The 25464-nt window shown below is 58.1% G+C and carries 26 protein-coding genes and 1 tRNA gene; 20 read left to right on the forward strand and 7 right to left on the reverse strand.

All coding sequences use genetic code 11. From position 1 onward, the window contains the following. Positions 1 to 122 precede the first annotated feature (122 nt). On the forward strand, positions 123 to 794 hold the full coding sequence (locus tag AC07OP_RS23460) for a response regulator (protein ID WP_027604325.1): 672 nt from the start codon (positions 123 to 125) through the stop codon (positions 792 to 794). After that, positions 787 to 2172, forward strand: a complete 1386-nt coding sequence (locus AC07OP_RS23465; RefSeq protein WP_027604324.1) for a sensor histidine kinase — start codon at positions 787 to 789, stop codon at positions 2170 to 2172. The genes AC07OP_RS23460 and AC07OP_RS23465 overlap by 8 nt, the downstream gene beginning before the upstream one ends. Here the strand turns inward: AC07OP_RS23465 and AC07OP_RS23470 are convergent, their stop codons facing one another. Further along, positions 2173 to 2994 carry an HDOD domain-containing protein gene (locus AC07OP_RS23470; protein WP_495101035.1) on the reverse strand — a complete coding sequence of 274 codons (822 nt, stop codon included), beginning with the start codon at positions 2992 to 2994 and terminating at the stop codon, positions 2173 to 2175. It abuts the gene before it with no gap. 36 nt (positions 2995 to 3030) lie between these two features. Next, positions 3031 to 3972 carry a CAF17-like 4Fe-4S cluster assembly/insertion protein YgfZ gene (ygfZ, locus tag AC07OP_RS23475; RefSeq protein ID WP_495101036.1) on the reverse strand — a complete coding sequence of 314 codons (942 nt, stop codon included), beginning with the start codon at positions 3970 to 3972 and terminating at the stop codon, positions 3031 to 3033. A 140-nt stretch (positions 3973 to 4112) separates the two neighbouring features. Here ygfZ and AC07OP_RS23480 point away from each other — a divergent pair, with 140 nt between their 5' ends. Together AC07OP_RS23480 and AC07OP_RS23485 are read left to right on the forward strand one after the other, a co-directional pair. Then, positions 4113 to 4367 carry an FAD assembly factor SdhE gene (locus tag AC07OP_RS23480; protein WP_115485870.1) on the forward strand — a complete coding sequence of 85 codons (255 nt, stop codon included), beginning with the start codon at positions 4113 to 4115 and terminating at the stop codon, positions 4365 to 4367. After that, the gene (locus AC07OP_RS23485) at positions 4351 to 4797 is read left to right on the forward strand and encodes a protein YgfX (RefSeq protein ID WP_495101037.1); all 447 of its coding nucleotides are present in this window, start codon (positions 4351 to 4353) and stop codon (positions 4795 to 4797) included. Before AC07OP_RS23480 ends, AC07OP_RS23485 begins: the two co-directional genes overlap by 17 nt. Here the strand turns inward: AC07OP_RS23485 and nadB are convergent. Next, positions 4766 to 6382, reverse strand: coding sequence for an L-aspartate oxidase (gene nadB / locus AC07OP_RS23490; protein ID WP_065928214.1), 1617 nt, complete (start codon positions 6380 to 6382; stop codon positions 4766 to 4768). The two genes, AC07OP_RS23485 and nadB, sit on opposite strands and share 32 nt — an antisense overlap. Before the next feature lie 463 nt (positions 6383 to 6845). Here nadB and rpoE point away from each other — a divergent pair, with 463 nt between their 5' ends. The 4 genes from rpoE to AC07OP_RS23510 all read left to right on the forward strand — a co-directional run bounded on the left by rpoE (position 6846) and on the right by AC07OP_RS23510 (position 10700). Then, on the forward strand, positions 6846 to 7427 hold the full coding sequence (gene rpoE, locus AC07OP_RS23495; protein WP_003172477.1) for an RNA polymerase sigma factor RpoE/AlgU: 582 nt from the start codon (positions 6846 to 6848) through the stop codon (positions 7425 to 7427). 32 nt (positions 7428 to 7459) lie between these two features. Beyond that, positions 7460 to 8047, forward strand: coding sequence for a sigma-E factor negative regulatory protein (locus AC07OP_RS23500; protein WP_003172479.1), 588 nt, complete (start codon positions 7460 to 7462; stop codon positions 8045 to 8047). Between the two features lie 16 nt (positions 8048 to 8063). Beyond that, positions 8064 to 9026, forward strand: a complete 963-nt coding sequence (locus AC07OP_RS23505; protein WP_098480214.1) for a MucB/RseB C-terminal domain-containing protein — start codon at positions 8064 to 8066, stop codon at positions 9024 to 9026. 234 nt (positions 9027 to 9260) lie between these two features. Next, on the forward strand, positions 9261 to 10700 hold the full coding sequence (locus AC07OP_RS23510; protein ID WP_065938892.1) for a DegQ family serine endoprotease: 1440 nt from the start codon (positions 9261 to 9263) through the stop codon (positions 10698 to 10700). A gap of 67 nt (positions 10701 to 10767) precedes the next feature. Here the strand turns inward: AC07OP_RS23510 and AC07OP_RS23515 are convergent, their stop codons facing one another. Continuing rightward, positions 10768 to 12201: a M48 family metalloprotease gene (locus AC07OP_RS23515; RefSeq protein ID WP_027604315.1), complete on the reverse strand. Its 1434-nt coding sequence runs from the start codon at positions 12199 to 12201 to the stop codon at positions 10768 to 10770. Positions 12202 to 12296: 95 nt separating this feature from the next. Here AC07OP_RS23515 and AC07OP_RS23520 point away from each other — a divergent pair, with 95 nt between their 5' ends. Together AC07OP_RS23520 and AC07OP_RS23525 are read left to right on the forward strand one after the other, a co-directional pair. Continuing rightward, positions 12297 to 12536 carry a sulfurtransferase TusA family protein gene (locus AC07OP_RS23520; RefSeq protein ID WP_010212198.1) on the forward strand — a complete coding sequence of 80 codons (240 nt, stop codon included), beginning with the start codon at positions 12297 to 12299 and terminating at the stop codon, positions 12534 to 12536. A 31-nt stretch (positions 12537 to 12567) separates the two neighbouring features. Then, a complete protein-coding gene (locus AC07OP_RS23525) occupies positions 12568 to 13638 on the forward strand; it encodes an AI-2E family transporter (RefSeq protein ID WP_027604314.1) in 1071 nt (356 codons plus the stop codon). Between the two features lie 49 nt (positions 13639 to 13687). Here AC07OP_RS23525 and AC07OP_RS23530 read toward each other — a convergent pair whose 3' ends face one another. Both AC07OP_RS23530 and AC07OP_RS23535 read right to left on the reverse strand, forming a co-directional pair. After that, positions 13688 to 14161, reverse strand: a complete 474-nt coding sequence (locus AC07OP_RS23530) for a peroxiredoxin (protein WP_115485873.1) — start codon at positions 14159 to 14161, stop codon at positions 13688 to 13690. Between the two features lie 12 nt (positions 14162 to 14173). Beyond that, positions 14174 to 14734, reverse strand: coding sequence for a glycine cleavage system transcriptional repressor (locus AC07OP_RS23535; RefSeq protein ID WP_003172487.1), 561 nt, complete (start codon positions 14732 to 14734; stop codon positions 14174 to 14176). 272 nt (positions 14735 to 15006) lie between these two features. On the opposite strand from AC07OP_RS23535, the gene dapA reads away from it, so the two are divergent. From dapA to AC07OP_RS23565, 6 genes are all read left to right on the forward strand, one after another. After that, on the forward strand, positions 15007 to 15885 hold the full coding sequence (dapA, locus tag AC07OP_RS23540) for a 4-hydroxy-tetrahydrodipicolinate synthase (protein ID WP_065938895.1): 879 nt from the start codon (positions 15007 to 15009) through the stop codon (positions 15883 to 15885). A 17-nt stretch (positions 15886 to 15902) separates the two neighbouring features. Then, positions 15903 to 17018 carry an NlpB/DapX family lipoprotein gene (gene bamC, locus AC07OP_RS23545; RefSeq protein WP_115485874.1) on the forward strand — a complete coding sequence of 372 codons (1116 nt, stop codon included), beginning with the start codon at positions 15903 to 15905 and terminating at the stop codon, positions 17016 to 17018. A 4-nt stretch (positions 17019 to 17022) separates the two neighbouring features. Continuing rightward, a complete protein-coding gene (locus tag AC07OP_RS23550) occupies positions 17023 to 17781 on the forward strand; it encodes an MBL fold metallo-hydrolase (protein WP_027604310.1) in 759 nt (252 codons plus the stop codon). A gap of 27 nt (positions 17782 to 17808) precedes the next feature. Further along, positions 17809 to 18522 carry a phosphoribosylaminoimidazolesuccinocarboxamide synthase gene (gene purC / locus AC07OP_RS23555; RefSeq protein ID WP_027604309.1) on the forward strand — a complete coding sequence of 238 codons (714 nt, stop codon included), beginning with the start codon at positions 17809 to 17811 and terminating at the stop codon, positions 18520 to 18522. Between the two features lie 83 nt (positions 18523 to 18605). Continuing rightward, positions 18606 to 18695, forward strand: a tRNA-Ser gene (locus AC07OP_RS23560). 369 nt (positions 18696 to 19064) lie between these two features. Further along, complete coding sequence (locus tag AC07OP_RS23565) at positions 19065 to 20057, forward strand: hypothetical protein (RefSeq protein WP_495101038.1); 993 nt, start codon at positions 19065 to 19067, stop codon at positions 20055 to 20057. On the opposite strand, the gene AC07OP_RS23570 is transcribed toward AC07OP_RS23565, so the two are convergent. Next, positions 20015 to 20353, reverse strand: coding sequence for a tyrosine-type recombinase/integrase (locus AC07OP_RS23570; RefSeq protein ID WP_495101039.1), 339 nt, complete (start codon positions 20351 to 20353; stop codon positions 20015 to 20017). The genes AC07OP_RS23565 and AC07OP_RS23570 overlap by 43 nt on opposite strands. Positions 20354 to 20446: 93 nt before the next feature. On the opposite strand from AC07OP_RS23570, the gene umuC reads away from it, so the two are divergent. From umuC to AC07OP_RS23590, 4 genes are all read left to right on the forward strand, one after another. After that, positions 20447 to 21679 (forward strand): translesion error-prone DNA polymerase V subunit UmuC, encoded by a 1233-nt coding sequence (gene umuC, locus AC07OP_RS23575; RefSeq protein ID WP_495101040.1) that lies wholly within the window; start codon positions 20447 to 20449, stop codon positions 21677 to 21679. Positions 21680 to 21896: 217 nt separating this feature from the next. Further along, complete coding sequence (locus tag AC07OP_RS23580) at positions 21897 to 22310, forward strand: SAM-dependent methyltransferase (protein ID WP_495101041.1); 414 nt, start codon at positions 21897 to 21899, stop codon at positions 22308 to 22310. Continuing rightward, positions 22307 to 23605, forward strand: a complete 1299-nt coding sequence (locus AC07OP_RS23585) for a tyrosine-protein kinase family protein (protein ID WP_495101042.1) — start codon at positions 22307 to 22309, stop codon at positions 23603 to 23605. Before AC07OP_RS23580 ends, AC07OP_RS23585 begins: the two co-directional genes overlap by 4 nt. Then, positions 23602 to 25035 carry a hypothetical protein gene (locus AC07OP_RS23590; RefSeq protein WP_495101043.1) on the forward strand — a complete coding sequence of 478 codons (1434 nt, stop codon included), beginning with the start codon at positions 23602 to 23604 and terminating at the stop codon, positions 25033 to 25035. The genes AC07OP_RS23585 and AC07OP_RS23590 overlap by 4 nt, the downstream gene beginning before the upstream one ends. Positions 25036 to 25464: the final 429 nt, after the last annotated feature.

Genomic DNA, 25464 nt, shown 5'->3' on the forward strand with positions numbered 1-25464 from the left:
GGCGAAGCTTTCACTAACCTTTCAGCTGCCTTTCAATGTTTTCAGGCTTCACAGGGCAGTCGGCGCCTGTAAACTGCCCGGCAAAGCGTGGTGCCGACCACGTCCGAATAAGGTGGAAATCCATGCGTGTCCTTCTGGTTGAAGACCATCTGCAACTCGCCGAAAGCGTCGCCCAAGCGCTCAAGAGCACAGGTTTGACCGTTGACGTATTGCATGACGGCGTGGCCGCCGACCTGGCCTTGAGCAGCGAGGATTACGCGGTGGCCATCCTTGATGTGGGCCTGCCGCGCATGGACGGCTTCGAGGTGCTGGCGCGCTTGCGGGCGCGTGGGAAAAACCTGCCGGTGCTGATGTTGACCGCGCGCAGCGATGTGAAGGACCGCGTGCATGGCCTGAACCTGGGCGCCGATGACTACCTGGCCAAACCGTTCGAACTGACCGAGCTGGAAGCCCGGGTCAAGGCGCTGCTGCGCCGCAGCGTATTGGGCGGCGAGCGCCAGCAGGCCTGCGGGGTGCTGGTCTATGACCTCGACACCCGCCGTTTCACGGTGGGCGGCGAGTTGATGACGTTGACCTCCCGCGAGCAAGCCGTGCTTGAAGCGCTGATTGCCCGCCCAGGCCGGGTGATGAGCAAGGAGCAACTGGCTTCCCAGGTGTTCGGCCTGGACGAAGAGGCCAGCCCCGACGCCATCGAAATCTACGTGCACCGCCTGCGCAAGAAGCTCGATGGCCAACCCATCGCCATCGTGACGTTCCGCGGTCTCGGCTACCTGCTGGAAGCCCGCGATGCATAAGCCCAGCAGCCTGCGCTGGCGCCTGCTGTGGAACCTGGCGCTGCTGCTGGTGCTGTTGATGCTCGCCAGTGGCATGAGTGCCTACTGGAACGGTCGCGAAGCGGCCGACACCGCCTATGACCGCACGTTGCTGGCCTCGGCGCGTACCATTGCCGCCGGCCTGACCCAGGTGGACGGCACCCTCAGCGCCAACGTGCCCTATGTCGCCCTCGACACCTTTGCCTACGACAGCGCCGGGCGCATCTATTACCAAGTCAATGACATTGATCAGAAGCTGATTTCCGGCTACGAAAACCTCCCCGGCCCGCCCCCCGGTACGCCGCGCACCGACGACTACCCGGCGCTGGCGCGCTTCTACAACGCCAAGTACCAGGGCCAGGAAGTGCGGGTGGTCAGCCTGCTCAAGGCGGTCTCAGAACCGAACATGAACGGCATGGCGGAAATCCGCGTGGCCGAAACCGATGAGGCACGGGTGAGCATGGCCCGCAGCCTGATGGCCGACACCTTGCTACGCCTGGGCATGCTCGCCATTGGCGCCTTGTTGCTGGTGTGGTTTGCCGTTAGCGCCGCCTTACGCCCGCTGGAGCGCCTGCGCACGGCGGTGGAAGAGCGCCAGCCCGACGATTTGCGGCCGTTGCCGCTGGTGGAAGTGCAGCATGAGTTCGGCCCGCTGGTGCGTTCCCTCAACCACTTCACCGAACGCCTGCGCGGCCAGTTCGAGCGTCAGGCGCAGTTTATTGCCGATGCATCCCATGAGCTGCGTACCCCCTTGGCGGCGCTCAAGGCGCGCCTGGAACTGGGCCTGCGCGCCGAAGATCCCGCAACCTGGCGCAGTACTCTGGAGACCGCCGCCCAAGGCACCGATCGGTTGACCCACCTGGCCAATCAGTTGCTGTCCCTGGCGCGCATCGAAAACGGTGCCCGGGCGATTGCCGAAGGCGGCGCGCAGTTGCTCGACCTCAGCCAATTGGCCCGTGAACTGGGCATGGCCATGGCGCCGCTGGCCCATGCACGCGGCGTGGCACTGGCGCTGGAGGCGGATGAACCGGTGTGGTTGCGTGGCGAGCCGACGCTGCTCAATGAACTGTTGAGCAACCTGGTGGACAACGCCCTGGCGCACACGCCACCGGGCGGCAACGTGATCCTGCGGGTCACGGCGCCGGCGGTACTGGAGGTGGAAGATGATGGCCCGGGTATTCCGCAGGATGAGCGCGACCGGGTGTTCGAGCGCTTCTACCGCCGTAGCCAGCAAGGCATGGGCTCAGGCCTGGGGTTGGCGATCGTGGGCGAAATCTGTCGTGCGCATCTGGCCCAGATCAGCCTGCATGACGGCGAGCACGCGGGGTTGAAGGTGCGGGTGAGTTTTATCGCCGGTTGATCAATCGAACATGGCGCGCGCTTCATCCAGCTCTGCGCGCAGTTTTTCGCTGTAGGGATCAACCCGCAGTTTTTTCATCGCCGGCACGCTGGAGACGTCCACCTTGGCCAGGGGGTGGTCGGTGCCGTGATGGCAATACAGCATGGCAATCTGCACCAGGTCGATGTAGTCGAGGCAGGCTGAGTCCCGTTCCAGGTTCAGGTACTGGCCCGGCAGTTTCGCCAGCATTTCCGGGAAGTCCCAGCCACTCAGCAACTTGTCGCCCAACACCGGGTGGATGCTGTCGATCACGTGGTTGAGGCTGACCGGATCCGACAGCAGTTCGTAGTGGTCTTCGGCGTAGGTCAGGATCGGCAGCACGCCGATCTGGTGCACCAGGCCGCCCAGCGCTGCCTGGTCCGGCTTGAGCTGGCTGTGGCTGCGGCACAGGGCGTAGCTGACGCCCGCCACTTCCAGGCTGCGGCGCCACACATCACGCATTTTCTGTTCGACCACTTCGGAGCGGGCGTGGAAGATCTGTTCCATCACCAGGCCGATGGCCAGGTTGCTGCTGTAGTTGGTGCCCAGCCGGGTGATGGCGGTGTGCAGGTCGGTGACTTCCTGGGTGGCGCGCAACAGCGGGCTGTTGACCACTTTGATCAGACGCGCCGACAACGCCGTGTCGCGGCCGATCACTTTGCTCAAGTGGCTGATGCTGATTTCCGGGTCTTCAGCGGCCTGACGGATGTTCAGGGCCACTTCCGGCAATGTCGGCAGAACCAGGTCATCGTTGTCGATGGCCTTAACCAACGCCTGTTGGACTTTTTCCGCCAGTTTGTTCATTCATGCTCTCTAGGGTGTTGCAGGAAAATACGGCGACTAACGCTGGATCTCACGATCACGGTCAAGGGTGTAAGGCAGGTCAAGCAGTTGCAAACCGGGGCCTTCCAGCGTGCCTAGGTGCACATCGCCACTATCGGCAGCTTCGGCTTGCAATACCGCCAGAAGTTCAATCACCTGGTCAGCTTTTGCTGCAATCACCACTTCGCCGATGGAGCTGTTGTGGCTGGGGGAAAACAACGGGGTGCCTGGCTCGGGCATTTCAGCCGCATTCAAGCTCAAGCGGTACAGGCGACGCTTGAGTTTGCCCAGGTACTGCATGCGCGCGACGATTTCCTGGCCGGTGTAGCAGCCTTTCTTGAAGCTGACGCCGCCCACGGCCTGCAGGTTGAGCATCTGCGGGATGAACAGTTCGCGAGTCTGGGGCATGACCTGGCCGATACCGGCGCGGATCTGGCCCAGTAGCCAGTGATTCAAGTCGGTTTGTGTCAACTGTGCGGCCAATCGGCTGCGCACGCTGTCGGCTTGCTCGGCAGGTACCCAGAGTTCGGCGCGGGCGGGAGACACGCGGACGGCGATCAGGTGTTCGGTACGGGCAACGCTGTTCGTTTCGGTGGGCAGCTCAAGGCCAAGGCCGGCCAGCGCCTGATCGCCATCGATCACACCGAAACGCACCCAGGCGGCGCTTTCGTCGGTGAGCTTGGACTTGGAGAACACCGCATATTTTTTCAGGTCCGCCAGTTGCGGTTCGAGCAGTTCGCTGGCCATGGCCAGGAGTACGCCGTCGCCCTGCAACAGGATGCGGAAGCTCGACTGCATGCGGCCTTTTTGCGTGCAGCGCGCACCGAGGCTGGCCTGGGTGTCGCTCAGGTAATTGAGGTTGCAGGTGAGTTGTCCCTGCAGGAACTTGGCAGCGTCGGAGCCGCGGACGGCGAGAACGCCTTCGTGGGACAGGGGGCAGAAGAAAGCAGAGTCAGCCATGGGTCATCGCAGGTCAAAAAGTCATGGGTGCATCATAGAGGGGCGCCCGGCAAATGGATAGTTTCCGTAGGGGGCGACCAAAGCCGACTGTTCCGGTGCCGTCGGGCCTGTATACTTGCGCTCTATTTGAGGAGCGCTCCATGGTCGAAGATGTAGAAATCAATCGTCTCTACTGGCACAGCCGTCGTGGCATGCTTGAGCTTGATGTGTTGCTGGTGCCTTTTACCAAAGAGGTGTACGCGACGCTCAATCAGGAAGATCGCGATCTCTACGTCAGGCTGCTGACTTGCGAAGATCAGGACATGTTCGGCTGGTTCATGGAGCGGGCAGAGTCCGAAGATCCTGAACTGCAGCGCATGGTCCGGATGATCCTGGATCGTGTCCAGCCCAAGTAATCGTTTCGAATGCCGCTGGCAGGCCTCACGGCTGCTGCTGGCGGCGTATCTCCTTGCCCAGCTGTTCGCGCTGGGTGCACTGATGGTCCTCGACGCTCCCTTTGCTGTCCTCGGCGTGCTGGCATGCCTGGCCCATGCTGTCTGGGTATTACCGCGTTATGTCCTGCTGACTCACCGTTCGTCGATTCGTGGCCTGCGGCGCGATGAAGAGGGCTGGCAGTTATTCAGCAATGAGCGCGGTTGGCATCGCGTGCAGCTGCGGCCCGACAGCCTGGCGTTACCGCTGATTGTGGTGTTGCGCTATCGCGTGCCGGGGGAATGGCGGGTGCGCTCGGTCTGCGTGCCGACGGATTCGCAGGCCGCCGATGTGCACCGGCGCCTGCGGGTTCGCTTGAAGTTCAGCCGCCGTAGGTGGTTGGCACCAGAATAGTGTCGCGGGCCTCGGGCAACATCTGCGGGTAGTCGAGGGTGTAGTGCAGGCCCCGGCTTTCCTTGCGTTCCATGGCCGAACGGATCATCAACTCCGCGACTTGGGCCAGGTTGCGCAGTTCGATCAGGTCACGGCTGACCTTATAGTTGCTGTAGAACTCATCAATCTCATCCAGCAGCAATCGCACCCGGTGCTGTGCCCGTTGCAGGCGCTTGTTGGTGCGCACGATCCCCACGTAGTCCCACATGAAGCGCCGCAGCTCGTCCCAGTTGTGGGCGATGATCACGTCTTCGTCCGAGTCGGTAACCTGGCTGGCATCCCAGCGGGGCAGGGCGGCCGGCACCGGGATGCGCGGCAGTTGTTCGAGAATGTCGGCTGCGGCCGAGCGGGCGTAGACGAAGCATTCGAGCAGTGAGTTGCTGGCCATGCGGTTGGCGCCGTGCAGGCCGGTGAAGCTGGTTTCGCCAATCGCGTACAGGCCGGGGACATCGGTACGCCCATGCTGGTCGACCATCACGCCGCCGCAGGTGTAGTGCGCAGCCGGTACTACGGGGATCGGGCCTTTGGTGATGTCGATGTTGAACGCCAGGCAGCGCTCGTAGACGGTCGGGAAGTGGGTCTTGATAAACGCTTCGGGCTTGTGGCTGATGTCCAGGTAGACGCAGTCGATGCCCAGGCGCTTCATTTCATGGTCGATGGCGCGGGCGACGATATCCCGTGGAGCCAGCTCGGCGCGCGGGTCGAAACGCTGCATGAAGCGCTCACCGTTCGGCAGCTTGAGGTGTGCACCTTCGCCGCGCAGGGCTTCGGTGATCAGGAAGCTCTTGGCCTGTGGGTGATAAAGGCAGGTGGGGTGGAACTGGTTGAATTCCAGGTTGGCCACCCGGCAGCCCGAGCGCCACGCCATGGCAATGCCGTCGCCGCAGGCGCCGTCGGGGTTGCTGGTATAGAGGTAGACCTTGGCGGCGCCGCCGGAGGCGAGGATGGTGAAGCGCGCACCATAAGTATCCACTTCGCCGCTGGCGCGGTTGAGCACATAGGCGCCGAGGCAGCGTTCGCCCGGCAGGCCCAGGCGCTTTTCGGTGATCAGGTCGACAGCGACGCGTTGTTCCAGCAATTCGATGTTGGGGCGTTGGCGGGCCTGGTCGAGCAAGGTCCTGAAGATCGCGGCACCGGTGGCATCGGCGGCGTGGATGATACGGCGATGGCTGTGGCCGCCTTCGCGGGTCAGATGGAACTCGAAGCCGCCGTCATCGCTGCCTGCGTGTTCATCGCGGGTGAAGGGCACGCCCTGGTCGATCAGCCATTGGATCGCCTCGCGGCTATGCTCGACGGTGAAGCGCACCGCGTCTTCGTTGCACAGGCCACCGCCGGCGTTGAGGGTGTCTTCAACGTGGGATTGCACCGTATCGGTGTCGTCCAGCACCGCGGCGACACCGCCCTGGGCCCAGAATGTCGAACCGTTGGCCAGGTCGCCTTTGCTAAGGACGGCAATACGCAGGTGGCTGGGAAGGGTCAGCGCAAGGCTCAAGCCGGCCGCGCCGCTACCGATCACCAGGACATCGTGTTGAAACTGTTGGCTCATTTGAAGGATTCCGCAAAAAGCGATCCACAGGGCTGGCGCAAACAGGACGCCTGGATCGGCGAATCAAAGGGTCACACGGGCCACTAGTATATAGAGGGGGGGAGCGGCACAATAGCCGGGCATTCGTGGCAATGTGAGATTACGGTGCACGGCTCGGGTAAAATCGACTGGTTATTGAGGTGGGAACTTTTTGCATAAGCCCCGACTCAATAGCAGGTTGCCCGAAAGCTGGGAAAACGTTGAGTTTATTGGCCCGTCGGGAGCATTGGACGCGTCAGAAAACCGACGACAAGATTATTCGCGCAGCCGGCGTTGCCCGCGCTGCGTTTTTCGTGTGTGCCAAATCAGTGCGTGCCGGAAACTTGCTTGAAGGGGGAGAACTTTTGCGAAAAGTCCGAGTCTATGTTTGCAAGCCTGATCGTTTAGTTATGCAAGCCTCCTTCAAGTACAACGAGGAGTGTTCATGCTAACCCAGGAAGAGGATCAGCAGCTGGTCGAGCGCGTTCAACGCGGTGACAAGCGAGCATTTGATCTGCTAGTGCTGAAATACCAGCACAAAATTCTCGGGTTGATCGTGCGGTTTGTGCACGACACCCATGAAGCGCAGGACGTTGCACAGGAAGCCTTTATCAAGGCGTACCGTGCACTGGGCAATTTCCGCGGTGACAGTGCGTTTTACACGTGGCTCTACCGCATCGCCATCAACACGGCGAAGAACTATCTGGTGTCTCGCGGACGCCGCCCACCGGATAGCGATGTAAGTTCAGAAGATGCAGAATTTTACGATGGTGATCACGGCCTCAAAGATCTCGAGTCGCCGGAGCGTGCATTGCTGCGCGACGAGATCGAAGGCACCGTTCATCGCACAATTCAGCAACTGCCAGAAGATTTGCGTACGGCGTTAACTTTACGTGAATTCGATGGTCTGAGTTACGAAGACATTGCGAGCGTCATGCAGTGTCCGGTGGGGACTGTAAGGTCACGGATTTTCCGGGCCCGGGAAGCCATCGATAAAGCCTTGCAACCGTTGTTGCAGGAAAACTAAAGACAGCGGCGACAGCCAAGAGAGGAACCGCCATGAGTCGTGATGCCCTGCAGGAATCGCTGTCCGCAGTGATGGATAACGAAGCGGATGAACTGGAACTTCGTCGAGTGCTCAATGCATTTGATGATGCCGAAACCCGTGATACCTGGTCTCGTTACCAAGTCGCTCGGGCGGTGATGCACAAGGATCTTCTAATCCCTCGTCTGGATATTGCTGCGGCCGTTTCTGCCGCGTTGGCTGATGAAGCCGTTCCGGCAAAAGCTGCTCGTGGCCCTTGGCGCAGCCTGGGTCGCCTGGCAGTGGCTGCCTCGGTGACTGTTGCAGTGCTGGCCGGTGTTCGCCTGTACAACCAGGACGAAATCGCCGGTGCCGAACTGGCACAGCAGACTCAGCAACCGGTCATGGCCGGTCCGCAAGTCAAAGGCCCAGCGGTACTGGCCGGCTACAAGGAAAGCTCCGACACCACCGGCCCTATGGCCAACGGTGTGCTGCAAGGGCAATCCGGCTGGCAGGACCAGCGTCTTCCAGGCTACCTGCGTCAACACGCACAGGAATCCGCCTTGAAAGGCACTGAAAGCGCTCTGCCATACGCTCGCGCTGCAAGCCTGGAAAACCGCTGATCCGTTAAGGAGCCCTATGCGCGCCATACCGCTCCTTACGTTATTGCTCAGTGGTTGGTTTGCACTCCCCGCCCATGCCGACGACGCCCAAGACTGGCTGACTCGACTTGGGCGTGCAGAGCAGCAGCAAAGTTTCCAAGGTACGTTTGTCTACGAGCGTAATGGCAGTTTTTCTACCCATGACATCTGGCATCGTGTCCAGAATGGCCAGGTCCGTGAGCGGCTCTTGCAGCTCGATGGTTCTGCTCAGGAAGTCGTTCGTATAGACGGTCGTACTCAGTGCGTCAGCGGCACTCTTGTCGCCGGCCTTGGCAATTCGCGTGATGCGCCCTCGCGCGCGCTCGATCCGCAAAGACTCAATCAATTCTACGAACTGGCCGTTATCGGAAAATCTCGCGTGGCCGGTCGTAATGCGGTGATTGTGTCGATTACACCCCGTGATCAATACCGCTACGGTTTTGAGCTGCACCTTGATCGTGAAACTGCCTTGCCGCTCAAATCCTTGTTGCTGAATGATCAAGGACAGTTGCTGGAGCGCTTTCAGTTCACTCGATTGGACACCTCCACCACACCCAATGATCGCGACTTGCAGCCCAGCGGCGAATGCACCTCCATCGCCGTCGGCGACACTAAGGCAGCGGCCGTAGAGGCCACCGAGGCGTGGCACTTGGAGTGGTTGCCGCCAGGCTTTCAGCTGACCAATAGCAGCGCCCGCAAGGATCCCCATACCAAGGCCACGGTCGACAGCCTGATGTATGAAGATGGACTGGCGCGCTTTTCGGTGTTTCTTGAGCCGATCAGCGATGTGAGCGTGACCGAGACTCGCACCCAATTAGGCCCCACGGTTGCTGTATCTCGTCGCTTGAATACGGTGGATGGTGAAATGATGGTGACTGTGGTCGGCGAAATACCTATTGGCACCGCCGAACGCATCGCACTGTCGGTGCGCGGTGAAAAAAAGGCCACCCCCAAGCCGTGAGTCGTTAATCCTATGTTCATCCAGATCTTTCACAGTACGTCCATGCCAGGTTGGCTGCCGAGAGCATGAAATGTCTGGATCAGCATTTTCACTTGCAAAAATCTCCCATGTTTTTTATAGGTCAGGGCTTGTTGGCCCTGGCCTTGTTTAGTTCGCGGAACAAAGATGTCGTTCGCAGTTTTCGGCGTTTCTTGAACCCTGTCGCTCAACCCTGCTCGTCGTAACGGGAGCTGTATGTCGATACCACGTTTGAAGTCTTACCTATCCATAGTCGCCACGGTATTGGTGCTGGGTCAGGCCGTGCCCGCGCAAGCGGTCGAGTTGCCTGACTTCACCCAATTGGTTGAGCAAGCCTCGCCTGCCGTGGTGAACATCAGTACCACTCAGAAGCTGCCGGATCGCAAAGTCTCCAACCAGCAGATGCCTGACCTGGAAGGCCTGCCGCCGATGCTGCGCGAGTTCTTCGAGCGTGGCATGCCACAACCGCGTGCGCCCCGTGGTGGTGGCGGTGGCCAGCGTGAAGCGCAGTCCCTGGGGTCGGGCTTCATTATCTCGCCAGATGGCTACATCCTCACCAATAACCATGTGATTGCCGACGCCGACGAGATCCTCGTGCGCCTGGCCGATCGCAGTGAGCTGAAAGCCAAATTGGTCGGCACCGATCCGCGTTCCGACGTGGCCTTGCTGAAGATCGAGGGCAAGGACCTGCCGGTGCTGAAGCTGGGCAAGTCCCAAGACCTGAAGGCGGGGCAGTGGGTGGTAGCCATCGGCTCGCCGTTTGGTTTTGACCATACCGTTACCCAGGGTATCGTCAGTGCCATTGGTCGCAGCCTGCCGAACGAGAACTATGTGCCGTTCATCCAGACCGACGTGCCGATCAACCCGGGCAACTCCGGTGGCCCGTTGTTCAACCTGGCGGGCGAAGTGGTGGGGATCAACTCGCAGATCTACACCCGTTCCGGTGGCTTCATGGGGGTTTCGTTCGCCATTCCTATCGACGTGGCCATGGATGTTTCCAATCAGCTGAAAAGCGGTGGCAAGGTCAGCCGTGGCTGGTTGGGCGTGGTCATTCAGGAGGTGAACAAGGACCTGGCTGAATCCTTCGGCCTCGACAAGCCGGCGGGCGCCCTGGTCGCGCAAATCCAGGACGACGGCCCGGCTGCCAAAGGCGGCCTGCAAGTCGGCGACGTGATCCTGAGCATGAACGGTCAACCGATCATTATGTCGGCCGACCTGCCGCACCTGGTTGGCGCGCTCAAGGCCGGCAGCAAGGCCAAGCTGGAAGTGATTCGTGATGGCAAGCGCCAGAATGTCGAGCTGACCGTGGGTGCGATCCCTGAAGAGGGCGCGACCCTGGATGCCCTGGGTAACACCAAGCCGGGCGCCGAGCGCAGCAGCAATCGCCTGGGCATTGCCGTGGCCGAGCTGACTGACGAGCAGAAGAAAGCCTTCGATCTCAAGAGCGGCGTGGTGATCAAGGAAGTGCAGGACGGCCCGGCAGCCTTGATCGGCCTGCAGCCTGGCGACGTGATCACTCACCTGAACAATCAGGCGATTGAGACTACCAAGCAGTTCACCGACATCGCCAAGGCGTTGCCGAAGAACCGCTCGGTATCGATGCGCGTGCTTCGTCAGGGGCGTGCCAGCTTCATTACCTTCAAGCTGGCCGAGTAACCCACCCGGCCAATAAAAAGCCCCGCCTTCGTTTTACGAGGGCGGGGCTTTTTTGTGGGCGATGGGTTTAGCCCATCATGCCTTTAACCAGGCGCTCCTGTTCGATCAACTCACGCTGACGTGCATCGATACGTGACGACAACGGGAAATTGCTGCCGGCGCGACGTTTGGCAAAGTCCAACTGCTGAATCGCCTGCTGGAAGTCGCCCACCAAAGCAAAGTATTCGGCGCGAGCCTGATGCAGGCCGATGATATTGCCCGACAAACCACGGGTCTCGGCGACCTGGTACCACACATCCGGATCGTCCGGGCGAGATTTGAGCAAGCCATCCAGGGCCTTTTCCGCATCGGCGGTCCGATTCTGTTTAAGCAGCAGATCTACCCGAATCTGATTCAGCGGATAGTTGCCGGGGTATTGGGTCAGCATCCGATCCGTGCGTTGCTGGGCATCGGGCAGGTGGTTGTTGTCGATGTCCAACTGGATTTGCGCCAGGTTGTAGGTGATGTCATTGGGCGCCTTGGCCAGCAAGGGTTGCAGGCTTTCCCGTGCCTGCTTGAACTGGGAGGCTTTGATCTGGGCGATGGCCAGGCCATAGCGCGCCACGTCGTTTTTAGGATTTTCGTCCAGTTGCGCCTGGAAGCGCTTGGCGGCGAGTCCGGAGGTGTCTTCGTATTGCAGTTGTACCCGCGCGCGAATCAGTTGGTAGCGCAGGCTGTCTTCCTTGCCGCCGGCCTTGGCCTGTTCCGCGCGGTTGCGGGTGTCGGCGATACGCGATTCGGTCACCGGGTGAGTCAGCAGGAATTCCGGCGGCTTGGCGTCGAAGCGATACTGACGCATCAGGCGTTCGAACATGGTTGGCATGGAGCGCGGGTCGTAGCCGGCTTTCTCCAGGTTGACGATGCCGATACGGTCCGCTTCCTGTTCATTCTGGCGAGAAAATCGTCGTTGTTCCTGGATGGCCGCGGCCTGTGTGCCGGCGATTGCAGCGATCCCGGCATCCCCGGCACCGGCGGCGGCCGCAATGATGCCGCCGAGGAGGGCGGCCATCATCGGGATCTGCATGCGCTGCTGCGCCTCGACACCACGGGCGAAGTGACGCTGGGACAAGTGAGCCAGTTCGTGGGCCAGCACCGACGCGTATTCCCCTTCGGTCTGGGCATTGAGAAACAGGCCGCCGTTCACGCCGACGATACCGCCGGGTGCGGCAAAGGCGTTCAGCTGCGGGCTGTTGATCAGGATGAATTCCAGGCGCCGGTCATTCACCTGGCTGGTTTCCACCAGCTTGTACACGCTGGTTTCGACGTAATCCTTGAGCTGCGGGTCGTTCAGCTGCGAGACCTGGCCCCGTAGATAGGCCAGCCAGGCGCGGCCCAGCTGATATTCCTGTTGTGGCGAGACAATGGCAGAACTGGCGTCGCCAAGTGACGGCAGGTCGTCAGCGAAGCCTGGGGAGGCCAGCAGGCAAGCCAGCGTCAGCAGGGTGGGGCGCAAAAAAGTCATGCACAGAGCCTTTCGACAAAGAGCTTACTGTAGCCGGACACTGAGCTTCGGACCAGATATTCTAAGCACCCCGAATGCGTGCCCGGAGTAAAACCATGACCGACGCTGTAGCCTTTGATGCCGAACTCGATGCCAGCGGCCTCAATTGCCCGTTGCCTCTGCTCAAAGCCAAGTTGGAACTCAATCGATTGGCCAGTGGCGCTGTGCTCAAGGTGATCGCCACCGACGCAGGTTCCCAGCGTGATTTCCGCACCTTCGCCAAACTGGCCGGCCATACCCTGCTGCATGAAGAAGACGCCGCCGGTGTGTACCGTTACTGGTTGCGCAAGGCCTGAACCGTTTGCCCCTACCACCCGAGGTTGATTGATGTTCAAAGTGTTACGAGACTGGATCCAGCGCTACTTCTCCGATGAAGAAGCCGTGGTGCTGGCGGTCCTGCTGTTTCTGGCCTTTACGGCCGTACTCACCTTGGGGGGCATGCTGGCGCCGGTACTGGCGGGGATGGTGCTGGCTTACCTGATGCAGGGCCTGGTCACCACCCTGGAGCGTCTACGCTTGCCGGGCGGCGCGGCAGTGGGCCTGGTATTCGCCTTGTTCATGGGGCTGCTGGTGGTGTTTGTCGTCGTGGTATTGCCGCTGCTGTGGCACCAACTGATCACGTTGTTCAACGAGTTGCCGGGCATGCTCGCCAAGTGGCAGTCGCTGTTGCTGCTGCTGCCGGAGCGCTACCCGCATCTGGTGTCGGACGAGCAGGTGCTGCAGGCGATAGAAGTGGCACGGGGCGAAATCGGAAAGTTCGGGCAATGGGCGCTGACCTTTTCCCTGTCCAGCCTGCCGCTGCTGGTCAACATCATGATCTACCTGGTGCTCGTACCGATCCTGGTGTTCTTCTTCCTCAAGGACCGCGCCATGATCGGACGTTGGGTGAGCGGCTATCTGCCGCGCGAACGAGCGCTGATCACCCGGGTGGCCGAAGAAATGAACCGACAGATCGCCAACTACATTCGTGGCAAGGTCATCGAGATCATTATCTGCGGGGGCGTTACCTACATCGCGTTTATCGCACTGGACCTCAACTACGCCGCCTTGCTGGCATTGCTGGTAGGGATTTCGGTGGTGGTGCCGTATGTCGGTGCCGTGGTAGTGACGGTGCCGGTGACCTTGATCGCCTTGTTCCAGTGGGGCTGGAGCGACCAGTTCATCTACTTGATGGCGGTCTACGGCATCATCCAGACCCTGGATGGCAACGTGCTGGTGCCGCTGCTGTTCTCGGAGGCGGTCAACCTGCACCCGGTGGCGATCATCTGTGCAGTGTTGTTGTTTGGTGGGCTGTGGGGATTCTGGGGGGTGTTCTTTGCGATTCCCCTGGCGACGCTGTTCAAGGCCGTGCTGGATGCGTGGCCGCGGCAGGAGCCGGTGGTGGCACCGTTGTTGTAAGGGGAGGCGCGAATCACTGCTTCATCGCCGCAGTGATCCGCGCTACAGATCAGGCCTTGTTCAACGCCTGGGCTGCGGCCAGAACGGCGTCCACATGGCCCGGCACTTTCACGCCGCGCCATTCCTGGCGCAGCACACCGTCCTTGTCGATCAGGAAGGTGCTGCGATCCACACCCAGGTATTCCTTGCCGTACAGCTTCTTCAGCTTGATGACGTCGAACAGCTGGCAGACCGCCTCATCCTTGTCGCTGATCAGCTCGAACGGGAATTCCTGCTTGCCCTTGAAGTTCTCATGGGACTTCACGCTGTCGCGCGACACGCCAAACACCTCGGTGTTGGCCGCCTTGAATGCCGCGTACTGGTCACGGAAACCCTGGCCTTCGGTGGTGCAACCCGGGGTGCTGTCCTTCGGGTAGAAATAGATCACCACGTGCTTGCCCTTGAGGGCGGCAAGGCTGAAGGTCTGGCCGCTGGTGGCCTGGGCTTCGAAATCGGCTACGGGTTTGTCGATGACTACCGCCATGAAAAAACTTCCTTACATTGGGTTCTGTGGGCGCCACGGCTCGATCAGTGCGTCGAGGTTCAAGGCATCGGCAAAGTCCAGGAACTGGTCGCGCAACCAGCTGATCTGCACGCCGGCCGGAAGGGTCACGGTGAAGGTGGCGTTGAGCATGGTGCCGCCGGTTTGCGGGGCCTGGTAGGTGTCGCAGGTCAGGTTCTCCAGTTCAACATTGTGGTCGATGAAGAACTGGCACAGCTCATTGACGATGTCCGAGCGGTAGGCCGAGCTGACATACGCCACATAAGGAAGCGCCTGCGGGCGATTTTCCAGGGCGGCGCTGCGCACCACGTTGACGGTGAAGTCGTGCTTCTTGGCCAGGCCCGGCAGGCCGGTCTCCAGGCGCGCCAGGGCATCCCAGGTGCCGGAAATCTGCAGGACCAGCGCACTGCACTCGCCATGGCGGGTCAGGCGGGAGGTCACCACGGCACAGCGGTTTTCATGGCTGGCGCGGCACAGGACGTTGGTCAGCTCCATGGGGTTGGCGCCGAGGGCACTGATAACAAGGAATTGTTCGCGAACTGTGGGGGTGGACATGCAGCCTTCCTAAACGATGAGCGGTCGATACGGTGAGGGCTGTATCGATCAAAGCATGAAGGGTAGCGAAAAGCGTCGCCAAGGGATAGGAGGGGGCGTTTTCATTACGTGATCCGCCTGATTTTGCCCTGTCTCAACCGGTGCTTTGGCCCGATGATGGCATTGCCCGTCGTTTAGTTGCGCCAGAACGCATCCTCAGGCGGTACTTCGCTTGTACAAGCATCTTGGCGCCAGTACCATTACGGCTCTCTTTTTCCGGCAGGAGCGGTTGCATGATTGCGGGCAGTATGGTGGCACTGGTCACACCCATGGATGCACAAGGTCATCTCGACTGGGACAGCCTGGGTAAACTGGTGGACTTCCACCTGCAAGAAGGCACCAACGCCATCGTGGCGGTCGGCACCACAGGTGAATCGGCCACCCTCGATGTGGAAGAACACATCCAGGTGATCGAATTCGTGGTCAAGCGTGTCGCAGGGCGTATCGCCGTGATCGCCGGCACGGGCGCCAACTCGACGCGCGAAGCCATCGAGCTGACCCGAAACGCCAAGAAAGCCGGCGCCGACGCTTGCCTGCTGGTGACCCCGTACTACAACAAGCCGACCCAGGAAGGCCTGTACCAGCACTTCCGCACCATTGCCGAAGCCGTCGACATCCCGCAGATCCTCTATAACGTGCCGGGTCGTACCGCGTGCGACATGAAGGCCGAGACCGTGATCCGCCTTTCTACCGTGCCGAACATCATCGGCATCAAGGAAGCCACCGGCGACCTGCAGCGCGCCAAGGACATCCTGGCCGGGGTGAGCAGCGATTTCCTGCTGTATTCCGGTGACGACGCCACGGCTGTCGAGCTGATCCTGCTGGGCGGCAAGGGCAATATCTCCGTGACCGCCAACGTGGCCCCGCGCGCCATGAGCGACATGTGTGCCGCCGCCATCGCCGGCGACGCCGTGACCGCCCGTGCGATCCACGAGAAGCTGATGCCGCTCAACAAGACACTGTTTATCGAATCCAACCCTATTCCCGTGAAGTGGGCGCTGTTCGAGATGGGCCTGATGCCGGACGGTATCCGTCTGCCGCTCACCCGCCTCAGCGAAGCCTGTCACGAACCGCTGCGACAGGCCCTGCGCCAGTCCGGCGTCCTGGTTTAATTGAGGAAGCACTACGCATGAAGCGATTGGCCGGACTTTCCGCACTTGCCTTGATTATCTCCAGCACCAGTGGCTGCGGTTGGATCTGGGGCCCGGAAGGCTACTTCCGTGACCGCGGCAGCGATTACCTGGAAGCACAAGCAACCAAACCGATGCAACTGCCGCCGGACGTCAACGTCGCCAAGCGCCTTGACCCGTTGCTGCCGATTCCACGCAACGTTGCCGACGACACCACGAAGGGTGAATACGTCGTGCCACGTCCACAGCCGATCTCGGCCGTGGCGGATGCCAGCGACTACAGCCTGCAGAAGAGCGGTGATTCGCGTTGGATCGTGGCGCAGCGCCCACCTGCCGAAGTCTGGCCGGTAGCGGTGCAGTTCTTCCAGGACAACGGTTTCCGCATCGACGAGCAGCGCCCGCAGACCGGTGAATTCACCACGGCATGGCAGCAGGGCAGTGAACTGTCCGCCACCATGGCCAAGCGCCTGCAGGCCGGTGGTGTCGCCGCCGACAGCGAAGCCCGTGTGCGTGTGCGCATCGAGCCGGGCGTGCAGCGCAACACCAGTGAAGTCTACGTGGTCAGCGCCGAGCGTCCTGCCGGCAGCACCGCCAACGTCGACTTCACCAACCGCTCGGTCAACACCGGTGTCGACTCGGCATTGGTCGACGAGATGCTGGCCAGCATGAGCCGTATCTCCGAGAAGGGCGGTTCCGTTTCCCTGCTCGCCGCCCGTGATTACGACACCCCGAGCCGCGTCAGCCTCACCGAGGACGGCAGCGGCAACGTGGTGCTGAACCTGGGTGAAGACCTGGATCGCGCCTGGGCCAGCGTCGGCCGCGCGTTGGAGCAAGGCCCATGGCGTGTTGAAGACATCAACCGCAGCCTGGGCCTGTACTACATCAACGTGGCTGAAAAGGCCGAGCGCAAAGACGATGAGCCTGGTTTCTTCGGCAAACTGTTCGGCAGCAAGCCGACCAAGGAAGAAATCGAAACCCGCGCCGAGCGTTATCAGGTGCGTTTGAGCAAGGTTGGCGAGACTGTGCAGGTCACCGTCGAGAAGAACATCAACACCGTCGCGCCGGCTGAAACAGCGCGCAAGGTGTTGGGCGTTATTCAGGACAACCTGGGCTGATCCGATGCGTTTTGCCGTTCTCGGCAGCGGTAGCCAAGGGAACGGCACGCTGGTCGCCCATGACGACACGTACGTGCTGGTGGATTGTGGTTTCTCGTTAAAGGAAACCGAGCGGCGCCTGCTGCGCCTGGGGGTTCACCCCTCGCAGCTGAGCGCGATTCTGGTGACCCACGAACATGCCGACCACGTGCATGGCGTGGGTTTGCTGTCTCGGCGCTACAATCTTCCGGTGTACCTCAGTCGCGGCACACTGCGCGGGATGCGCAAACCTATAGAACCCGCAGGTTTCCTGGCCGGTGGCGAGCAGCTGCAAATCGGTGCCCTGAGCATCGATGTGATTGCCGTGGCGCACGACGCCCAGGAACCGACGCAGTATGTATTCAGTGACGGAGAGCGGCGCTTCGGCGTGCTCACCGACCTGGGCTCCTACTGCGCCAAGGTGCTGGACGGCTACCGGAACCTCGATGCCTTGATGATCGAGTCCAACCACTGCCGAGACCTGCTGGCTCGCGGTCACTACCCGTACTTTCTCAAGCAACGGGTCGGCGGCGAACTGGGACATTTGAACAACCATCAGGCGGCGTACCTGGTGTATGAGTTGGGCTGGCAAGACCTGCAACACCTGGTCCTGGCCCACTTGAGCAGCAAGAACAACCTGCCGACGCTTGCCCGGCAATGTTTTGTCGACACCCTCGGGTGCGACCCGGACTGGCTGCAACTGGCCGATCAAGATTCAGGGCTCGACTGGCGACATATCGCCTAGCCCACCTCACTCAAAGCGGAGCCCATCATGGAAAAACGTGAAGAACTCTACCGCGGCAAAGCCAAGTCGGTTTACAAGACCGACGACGCCAACCGCCTGATCCTGCTGTTTCGCAACGACACCTCGGCGTTCGATGGCAAGCGCATCGAACAACTTGATCGCAAGGGCATGGTGAACAACAAGTTCAACGCCTTCATCATGCAGAAACTCGAAGCGGCCGGCATTCCGACCCAATTCGACAAACTGCTGGGCGACAACGAGTGCCTGGTGAAGAAGCTGGACATGATCCCGGTGGAATGCGTCGTGCGTAACTACGCCGCCGGCAGCCTGGTCAAGCGCCTGGGCGTGGAAGAGGGCCTCAAGCTCAACCCTTACACGTTCGAGCTGTTCCTGAAGGACGACGCCAAGGGCGACCCGTTCATCAACGAATCCCACGTGGTGGCATTCGGCTGGGGTACCGCCGAGCAACTGGCACGCATGAAGGAGTTGTCCCTCAAGGTCAACGACGTGCTGAGCAAGCTGTTCGACGACGCAGGCCTGCTGCTGGTGGACTTCAAGCTGGAATTTGGTGTGTTCCACGATGGCTCCATCGTCCTCGGCGACGAATTCAGCCCGGACGGCTGCCGCCTGTGGGACAAGGACACCAAGAAGAAGATGGACAAGGACCGCTTCCGCCAAGGCCTCGGTGATGTGATCGAAGCCTACGAAGAAGTCGCCAAGCGCCTCGGCGTACCGCTTTAATCGACGCAAGCATCTGATAGCACGGAAAAAAATCTCGTTTGAGCTTTGCTTCCACGAAACAGGCTGTTATGATGCGCGCCGTTGGAGAGATGCCAGAGTGGCCGAATGGGACGGATTCGAAATCCGTTGTACCTTCACCGGTACCTAGGGTTCGAATCCCTATCTCTCCGCCATTATTGAATAAGACTAAGCCCCTGAAATGGTTAAACATTTCAGGGGCTTTTTCGTTTCCTGGCTTAGGATTAGGGCAATTTTAGGGCATATTCTTTAGGTGTTGGGCCGCAGTGGCCCGCCGCTGGCCGTTGCGTTGGGCATCGCCATAAGGCAATGGCTCGTACCTTTCGGCTACCATTCGGTTGTTATGCAAATTCGAAAGGGAATAACGAATGTTTGTGTATTTGGATGAAACCGAGTTCGGAGAAGGCCGATTCAGTGGGTACGCTTGCCTGATCACTCCTAACAGGATCGAGCGAACTGTGATTAATGGGGCGCTCGAGAATCTCCGAAATGATCCAGATCGGCTCAACCCTATTCAGAAGCCCATGGATGATCGAACGTTGCAGCGCTCGTTTTTTCACGCCGCTGATGATAGTAAGAATGCACACTCTCATTTATGCAAGGCCATCTGTACGCATGTGAAAGGCGACTTTCGGTCCCATGTGTTCCATGCAGCAAAACATTCCTTCTCATCAAAAGAAGATTTATATGATCTTGCCTCTAAACTGGCCGTAGTTGGCTTGTTCTCTCTCTCTATGGAGTTGACATTCGTATTTGAGCGGCGAGGTAGCTTAAACGTTGGTGCGTTGCTTACAAAGTGGTGGCCGGATCTTTGGTTTGACCTAGCGCGTAATGCATATGTAGCGCCGTTTGCTGTTAAGTACTATCCAAAAGTTACTTTTGAAGTCTCTGATAAGTCAGACCCTGGACTTCAGGTTGTTGACTTCATGCTTTGGGCTGCACAGAAAGCTAGAATGGATGGTCGATCTCAGTGGTTCGATCGCCTGCCCGGATGGAGCAAGTGTAAGACTACGACTGAAGATGGCGGCTGGGAGGGCGAGAGTATAAGGATGTTGAAACCGGAGCCACCTGACAGCCGTCGGTACGATTTGGAACATTGTAAGTTTGATGATCCAAGGTTTAACGAGGTAGAGATTTTGTGGCAGATTATGGTCAATGTTCAATCTGTGATAGATAGATCGTATTTCATTGAGAATAAGAAACCAGTAGAACATTTCTTTGCTGATATTGAGTATCTGTACTTAGAGCGAGAAATAATACATGGGGTAACTCATATCAAAAAAATAGCCTCATGCTTTATTAAGCTATTTGATAACGTAGGTGTGGTGCAAAAGGAAACGTCGCCGGATGATAAGACTTTCTGGTTGGCGGCGCGTAAATGCATGGCGATGGTTTTCAATGACGGTATCGAGGCTAGGTTTCATGCGATACGTCTTGCTGATATACGTACAATGTTGATTGAACAGAAAACAGATTATTTGTCGATTGGTGTCGACGATGCCCCAACTGTTACTTGATCAACCCCCATCATTTTGGAAACGATGCCTGCCATGCTCTTCGTGTCCTTTGAAATCCATCTTCCGTAGTGTTTCCGTACCATCGTTGTGTCGCTGTGGCCAAGTTGGCGAGCTACCCACTCAATTGGGACGTAGCTAGATAGCGCTTGACTCGCGAATGTATGGCGGGCCTGGTTGGCGCCACGATGGCGAATGCCTGCTTTTTCCAAGTGTGTGGTGAACCAGCTGCTGACGGTCTTCGCACTCCATAGCAGGCCACTTGTAGAGCTTCGGAATAGGAATTTTACGCTCATCATCTTGGACGTGATGTTGTCGCGCTGAATGACGGTGATCTCAACAGCGGGGCATCTTTTGAGGCTGCAACGATCTCACGTATCAATGGCGAGTACTTGGTCGACTCAGTTGAGCAGGTATTCCGGCCCGACCTTGCGAAGGTGCCCATTGTGGTGCCGAGCAACAACGATGGCTGTGTCATCGCCCGTAGCTACGACGCCAAACCGTTCATCAAGATGGGCGAGCCGTATTTCCAGATCAAGCACAAGCTCAAACAGCACGGCATTGTCCCGTTCTCCTCCAACTATGCGCTGTATGGCGACATGAGCGAGCGCGTGATGAGCCTGATCGAGGCGATGGTGCCGGCGGTTGAGGTGTACAGCATCGACGAGGCGTTTGCCGACTTGAAGGGGATCGGTGGGTGGGATGCATTGGGCCGGCAGATTCGTGCCCAGGTGCTTCGCTGTACGGGCATCCCGGTCGGTGTTGGTATCGCTCACACAAAGACCTTGGCGAAGCTTGCAAACCACACCGCGAAGCGCCTGCAGTCTCAAACCGGCGGGGTGGTCAACATCACTGATCCGGTTAAGCGTGACTGGGTGTTGCGCAATACGGACGTGGCGGAGGTGTGGGGTGTCGGACGAAAGATGAAACTCCATCTTGATGCCATGGGTATCAAGTCAGCTATGGACCTGGCTGAGGCCGATCCGTGGACGCTCCGCAAGAAGTTCAGTGTTGTGATCGAGAAGACGGCCAGAGAGTTGGGCGGTACGCCTTGCCTGGAGCTGGATGAGCCTGATCCACCGAAGCAGGAGATCTGCTGCAGCCGGATGTTCGGCAAGCGCCTGACGGAGCTGTCGCCCATCAAAGAGGCGGTGGCCACCTATATGATGCGAGCCTCGGAGAAACTCCGCGCTCAGAACTCGCTTTGCAAGAAGGTGCGCGTGTGTATCCGTACGGGCATGTTCAATCCAGAGGAGGCGAAGTATGCCAATGGGGTTGTGTTGGATATGCCGTATCCCACCGACGATGTGCGCCTGCTGACGAAAGTCGCTGTCGACGCTCTCGATCGAGTGTTTCGGCCGGGCTTCAATTACAGCAAGGCTGAAGTGATGCTGCTGAATCTTTGCCAGAGGGGCGAGTACACCGATGACCTGTTCGCCATCTCACAGCCGGAGGAAGCCACGAAGGTGATGGCTGTGCTAGACCAGATCAATAAGCGGTGGGGTAGGGGAACGCTACGTTCGGCAAGTGTCCCGATTAACCCGGACTGGGGCATGCGGCGGGAAATGATGAGTCAAAGCTATACGACGCGGCTGGACCAAGTATGGAGTATTAACTGTAGGTGAAAGAGTGGCTGATTTTGGACCTCGTGCGTTCTTTAAATGCGAAACATCAATACTTCAACGCAATGAGTACGCTACCTTCTGAGGTCCAGCGTGGCCTCTCGCGCAGCGACAGGGCATAATCCTAGATTGCACGATCACCTCACACATTTCAGCTTCAGGATCCGGCGAACATTTGCCCAATATTTGCGTTTGGAGCTCTAGGGATGGACAGCGACACATGAATGCGGATTTTTTGGATGCTCATCAAAGGCACATGGTTGATGCAGAATCGTTATTTTTGGCGTCACGCCTAGGGAACGCTGATCAGCTATACGGCTTTGCGGCAGAGTGCGGACTAAAGAAGCTGATGCACCACTTCGGAATGGTGATCCGGCAAGACGGCGCGCCACAAGAATATGACGATCGTGTGCACGCCAACAAAGTGTGGGATCGCTACGATACCTATCGTGCAAGCTCGGTTAATGGTGCAAATTATGCACTACCAAACCTGAACCCTTTCCTCGATTGGGATGCATCGCAGAGATACGCGAATGGCGGTGATGTCTTGCTACCGAGCGTTGAGGCCCATAGAACTGCTGCTGGAGCTGTTGCCGCTCTGGTTCGAAAGGCCCTGCTGGAGGGATTGATATGATTACCTTTGACCAACTGATTCCCAAGCTGCAGGAAATTTTTTCTCAGCACACCGAGTTCCTTCAGCTAACAGCGCCCATCTACTTAAACCGAGACCTGAGCGGAAGGGTGCGTCTGATCGTTTCTGCAAAGTGGCAACACGATCAAAGCGTTTTAGAAAAGTTAGCAACTATCGCTCAACAAATGCTCGAGACACTAGGCAAGCGGGCGTTTCCCGTAGCGCAGGCAGTATTATTTGAACAGTCTGTAGAGAGTGTTGCATTTGGTGCGCCCGTTTTTCCTCTTGAGGGGATTCCTGGAGTATCGATAATTGATCGATTAGCTACTCAAGGCAACTGGTCGACGATTGCTCCGGCTTCAGCTGAGGTACCGCGTGTTGTTTTTTTCTCGATCAAAGGGGGCGTGGGGCGCTCAACAGCGATCGCGGCGAGTGCATGGTCGCTGGCACAGAGTGGAAAGCGCGTTTTAGTGCTCGATTTGGATCTTGAGTCACCAGGTCTCTCGACTTCATTGCTTCCGATTGATCGCCGTCCCAAATACGGAATTACCGACTGGTTAGTAGAAGATCTTCTCGATAATGGCGATGAGGTTTTCGAGAGCATGGTGGCATCCAGCGGCTTATCACACGACGGTGATATTTTTGTAGTTCCTGCCCATGGCGCAGATTCTGGTGAATATGTCGCAAAATTGGGTCGAGCATGGATGCCTAAAGTGACCTCTAGTGGTCAAGAATCTTGGTCACAGAGACTTCAGCGGCTCATCTCTCTTTTAGAAAATCGCTGGTCACCAGATGTAATTCTTATCGATTCTAGAGCGGGAATTGACGAGGTAGCATCGGCCTGTGTTACAGATTTGGGTGCGAACCTAGTGCTTCTATTCGCATTAGATGGGGATCAGACGTGGTCGGGCTATCGTATTCTGTTTCGTCACTGGCGAACATCAGGGGTTGTCCGAGAGATCAGAGAGCGTCTTCAGATTGTGGGAGCCTTGATTCCCGAGTTGGAAGGGGTCGAGTATACAATTGGCTTGCGAGAAGAAGCGTGGAGTTTATTCGCGGAGGAACTCTATGACGAGGTGCCAGCGGGCAGTGCGGCAACGGAGGGAACTTGGAGTTTCGATAGCTCTGATGAGGGGGGGCCGCACTATGCTTGGGCAATCCGCTGGAATCGGGGTTTCAATTCGCTCCGGGCGATGCATTCAAGGTTGAATGGTATTGATGCGGACGAAGTATCCGCTATTTTCGGTCAAGTGATACAAGGCATATCAAATGCTATTCAAGGTGAGGATGCTTCGTGATTTCTAAGGTACAGATTAAAGAGTCTCTTGTTCAAGCGATTCCTCTGACGACCTCAACTCACGGGGAGGCGCCTGATCGCCGCCATTTGTATATGCCTCCAGGCCATACAAAAGCTTTGAGACTTGAGTGTAATTTGGTAATTGGTGCAAGGGGTGTTGGGAAGTCTTTTTGGACCGCTGCTCTGCGCGCCCCTTTATTGCGCGAGGCGCTCGGTAAAGCTGTCAAGGAACTGGAGATCACCGATGTCCATGTCGGTTTCGGTGTCTCGCCAGATATCGATTCCTTTCCCGATATGGAGGTTTTCGCACAGCTCATCAGTAATGGATTCACTCCATTTGAAATTTGGAAGGGAGTTGTCCTTCGTTGGCTTACTAAAATCAATCCTGTAGCCATTCCAAATGGCAAATGGCAGGACACGATAGAGTGGGTCAGGGATAGCCCTGAGCTTTTAGCTAGGGTCGTACAAGATACGAACGGCATGCTTCTCAGCAGCGGTAGGTTTGGTCTGATTTTATTCGACGCTTTAGATCGAACCAGTAATGACTGGGGAATGATGGACCTGATAGTAAGAGACCTTCTCAAAGTCGTGCTTTGGCTGAAGTCCTATCCACGTCTTCATGCAAAAGTATTCCTACGGGAAGATCAGTCTGATCGCACTATTACCGATTTTCCCGACGCATCAAAGTTGTTGGCTACAAAAGCCGAGCTGACTTGGGCTTCGCATGATTTGCATGGCTTGTTATGGCAGACACTTTGCAATGCCACTGGTGCTGATGGGGAAAATCTGCGTGACTTGTATAAGTCGGTGATTGGAGTTGAGCCGCGCTCAGATAATCAAGTTTGGCTCGTCGCGGAAGAGGTGAAACGAGAAAGCGCCAAACAGCGGGAATTATTTGAGGCTTTAGCCGGTCCGTGGATGGGCCGAGATCGTCGTCGCGGAGTACCTTATATATGGGCTGTTAGCCACCTCGCAGATGGGCGGGGCCGGACTTCTCCCAGGTCTTTCCTCGCAGCAATACGCCAGGCAGCAGATGATTCATTAGAAAAATATCCAGACCATGAGCAGGCTCTTCATTTCGAGAGCATCAAACGCGGCGTTCAAAAAGCGTCTGAGATAAGGGTCGCCGAAATGGCCGAGGATTATCCGTGGGTTCCCAAAATAATGGATCCTCTCAGAGGAGCGTCTGTCCCCTGTGCGTTTGAAATCGTAGAGGAAAGGTGGAAAGCCCATTTTCCTATTGGGCTGTCAGGATTATCAGACCAAAGACTTCCGCCTCAGCATGCTGAAAGAGGGTGGTCTGGGGTGCGGAGCGATCTAGAGCGGCTTGGCATTTTTGAAACGATGAAGGACGGTAGGGTCAATCTGCCTGACCTATACCGTGTTGGGTTCGGGTTAGGGCGCCGTGGAGGCGTGAAACCGGTGAAGTGAATATTCTCGTGGTGGAAAGATGTGGGGTCTTAATAGTGCTCCATTTGGTTAGCTAAGTGATACGACACTCCACTCGGCAAACCCTTCATCCGGATCAAGTTTGGCTTAGGGCAAATTTAGGGCATAAATGAGGCCGCGACAGTCCGGTATATGCCATTTGCGACGGAGCAGAATGGCGTAAACAGCGGCCTTAGCCGGTCTGCCTGAATATTGGAAGGGGTTCGAATCCCTATCTCTCCGCCATTACATAGAAAAAGCCCCGTAGCTGAATAAGCTACGGGGCTTTTTCGTTTCTGAGAGTTTGGGGCAGAGCTACTCGTTCCGAGCAGCAAACAAGGCCGTAGTGGTTCTTTCGTAAGCGCTCCATAAACCCCACCTGTTCAAAAATAGGCGGCGCGCTTAGCTAGGCGATGCGGGCGAACAGTTCCA

It is taken from the genome of Pseudomonas sp. GW821-FHT09D08 (genome assembly GCF_059416305.1).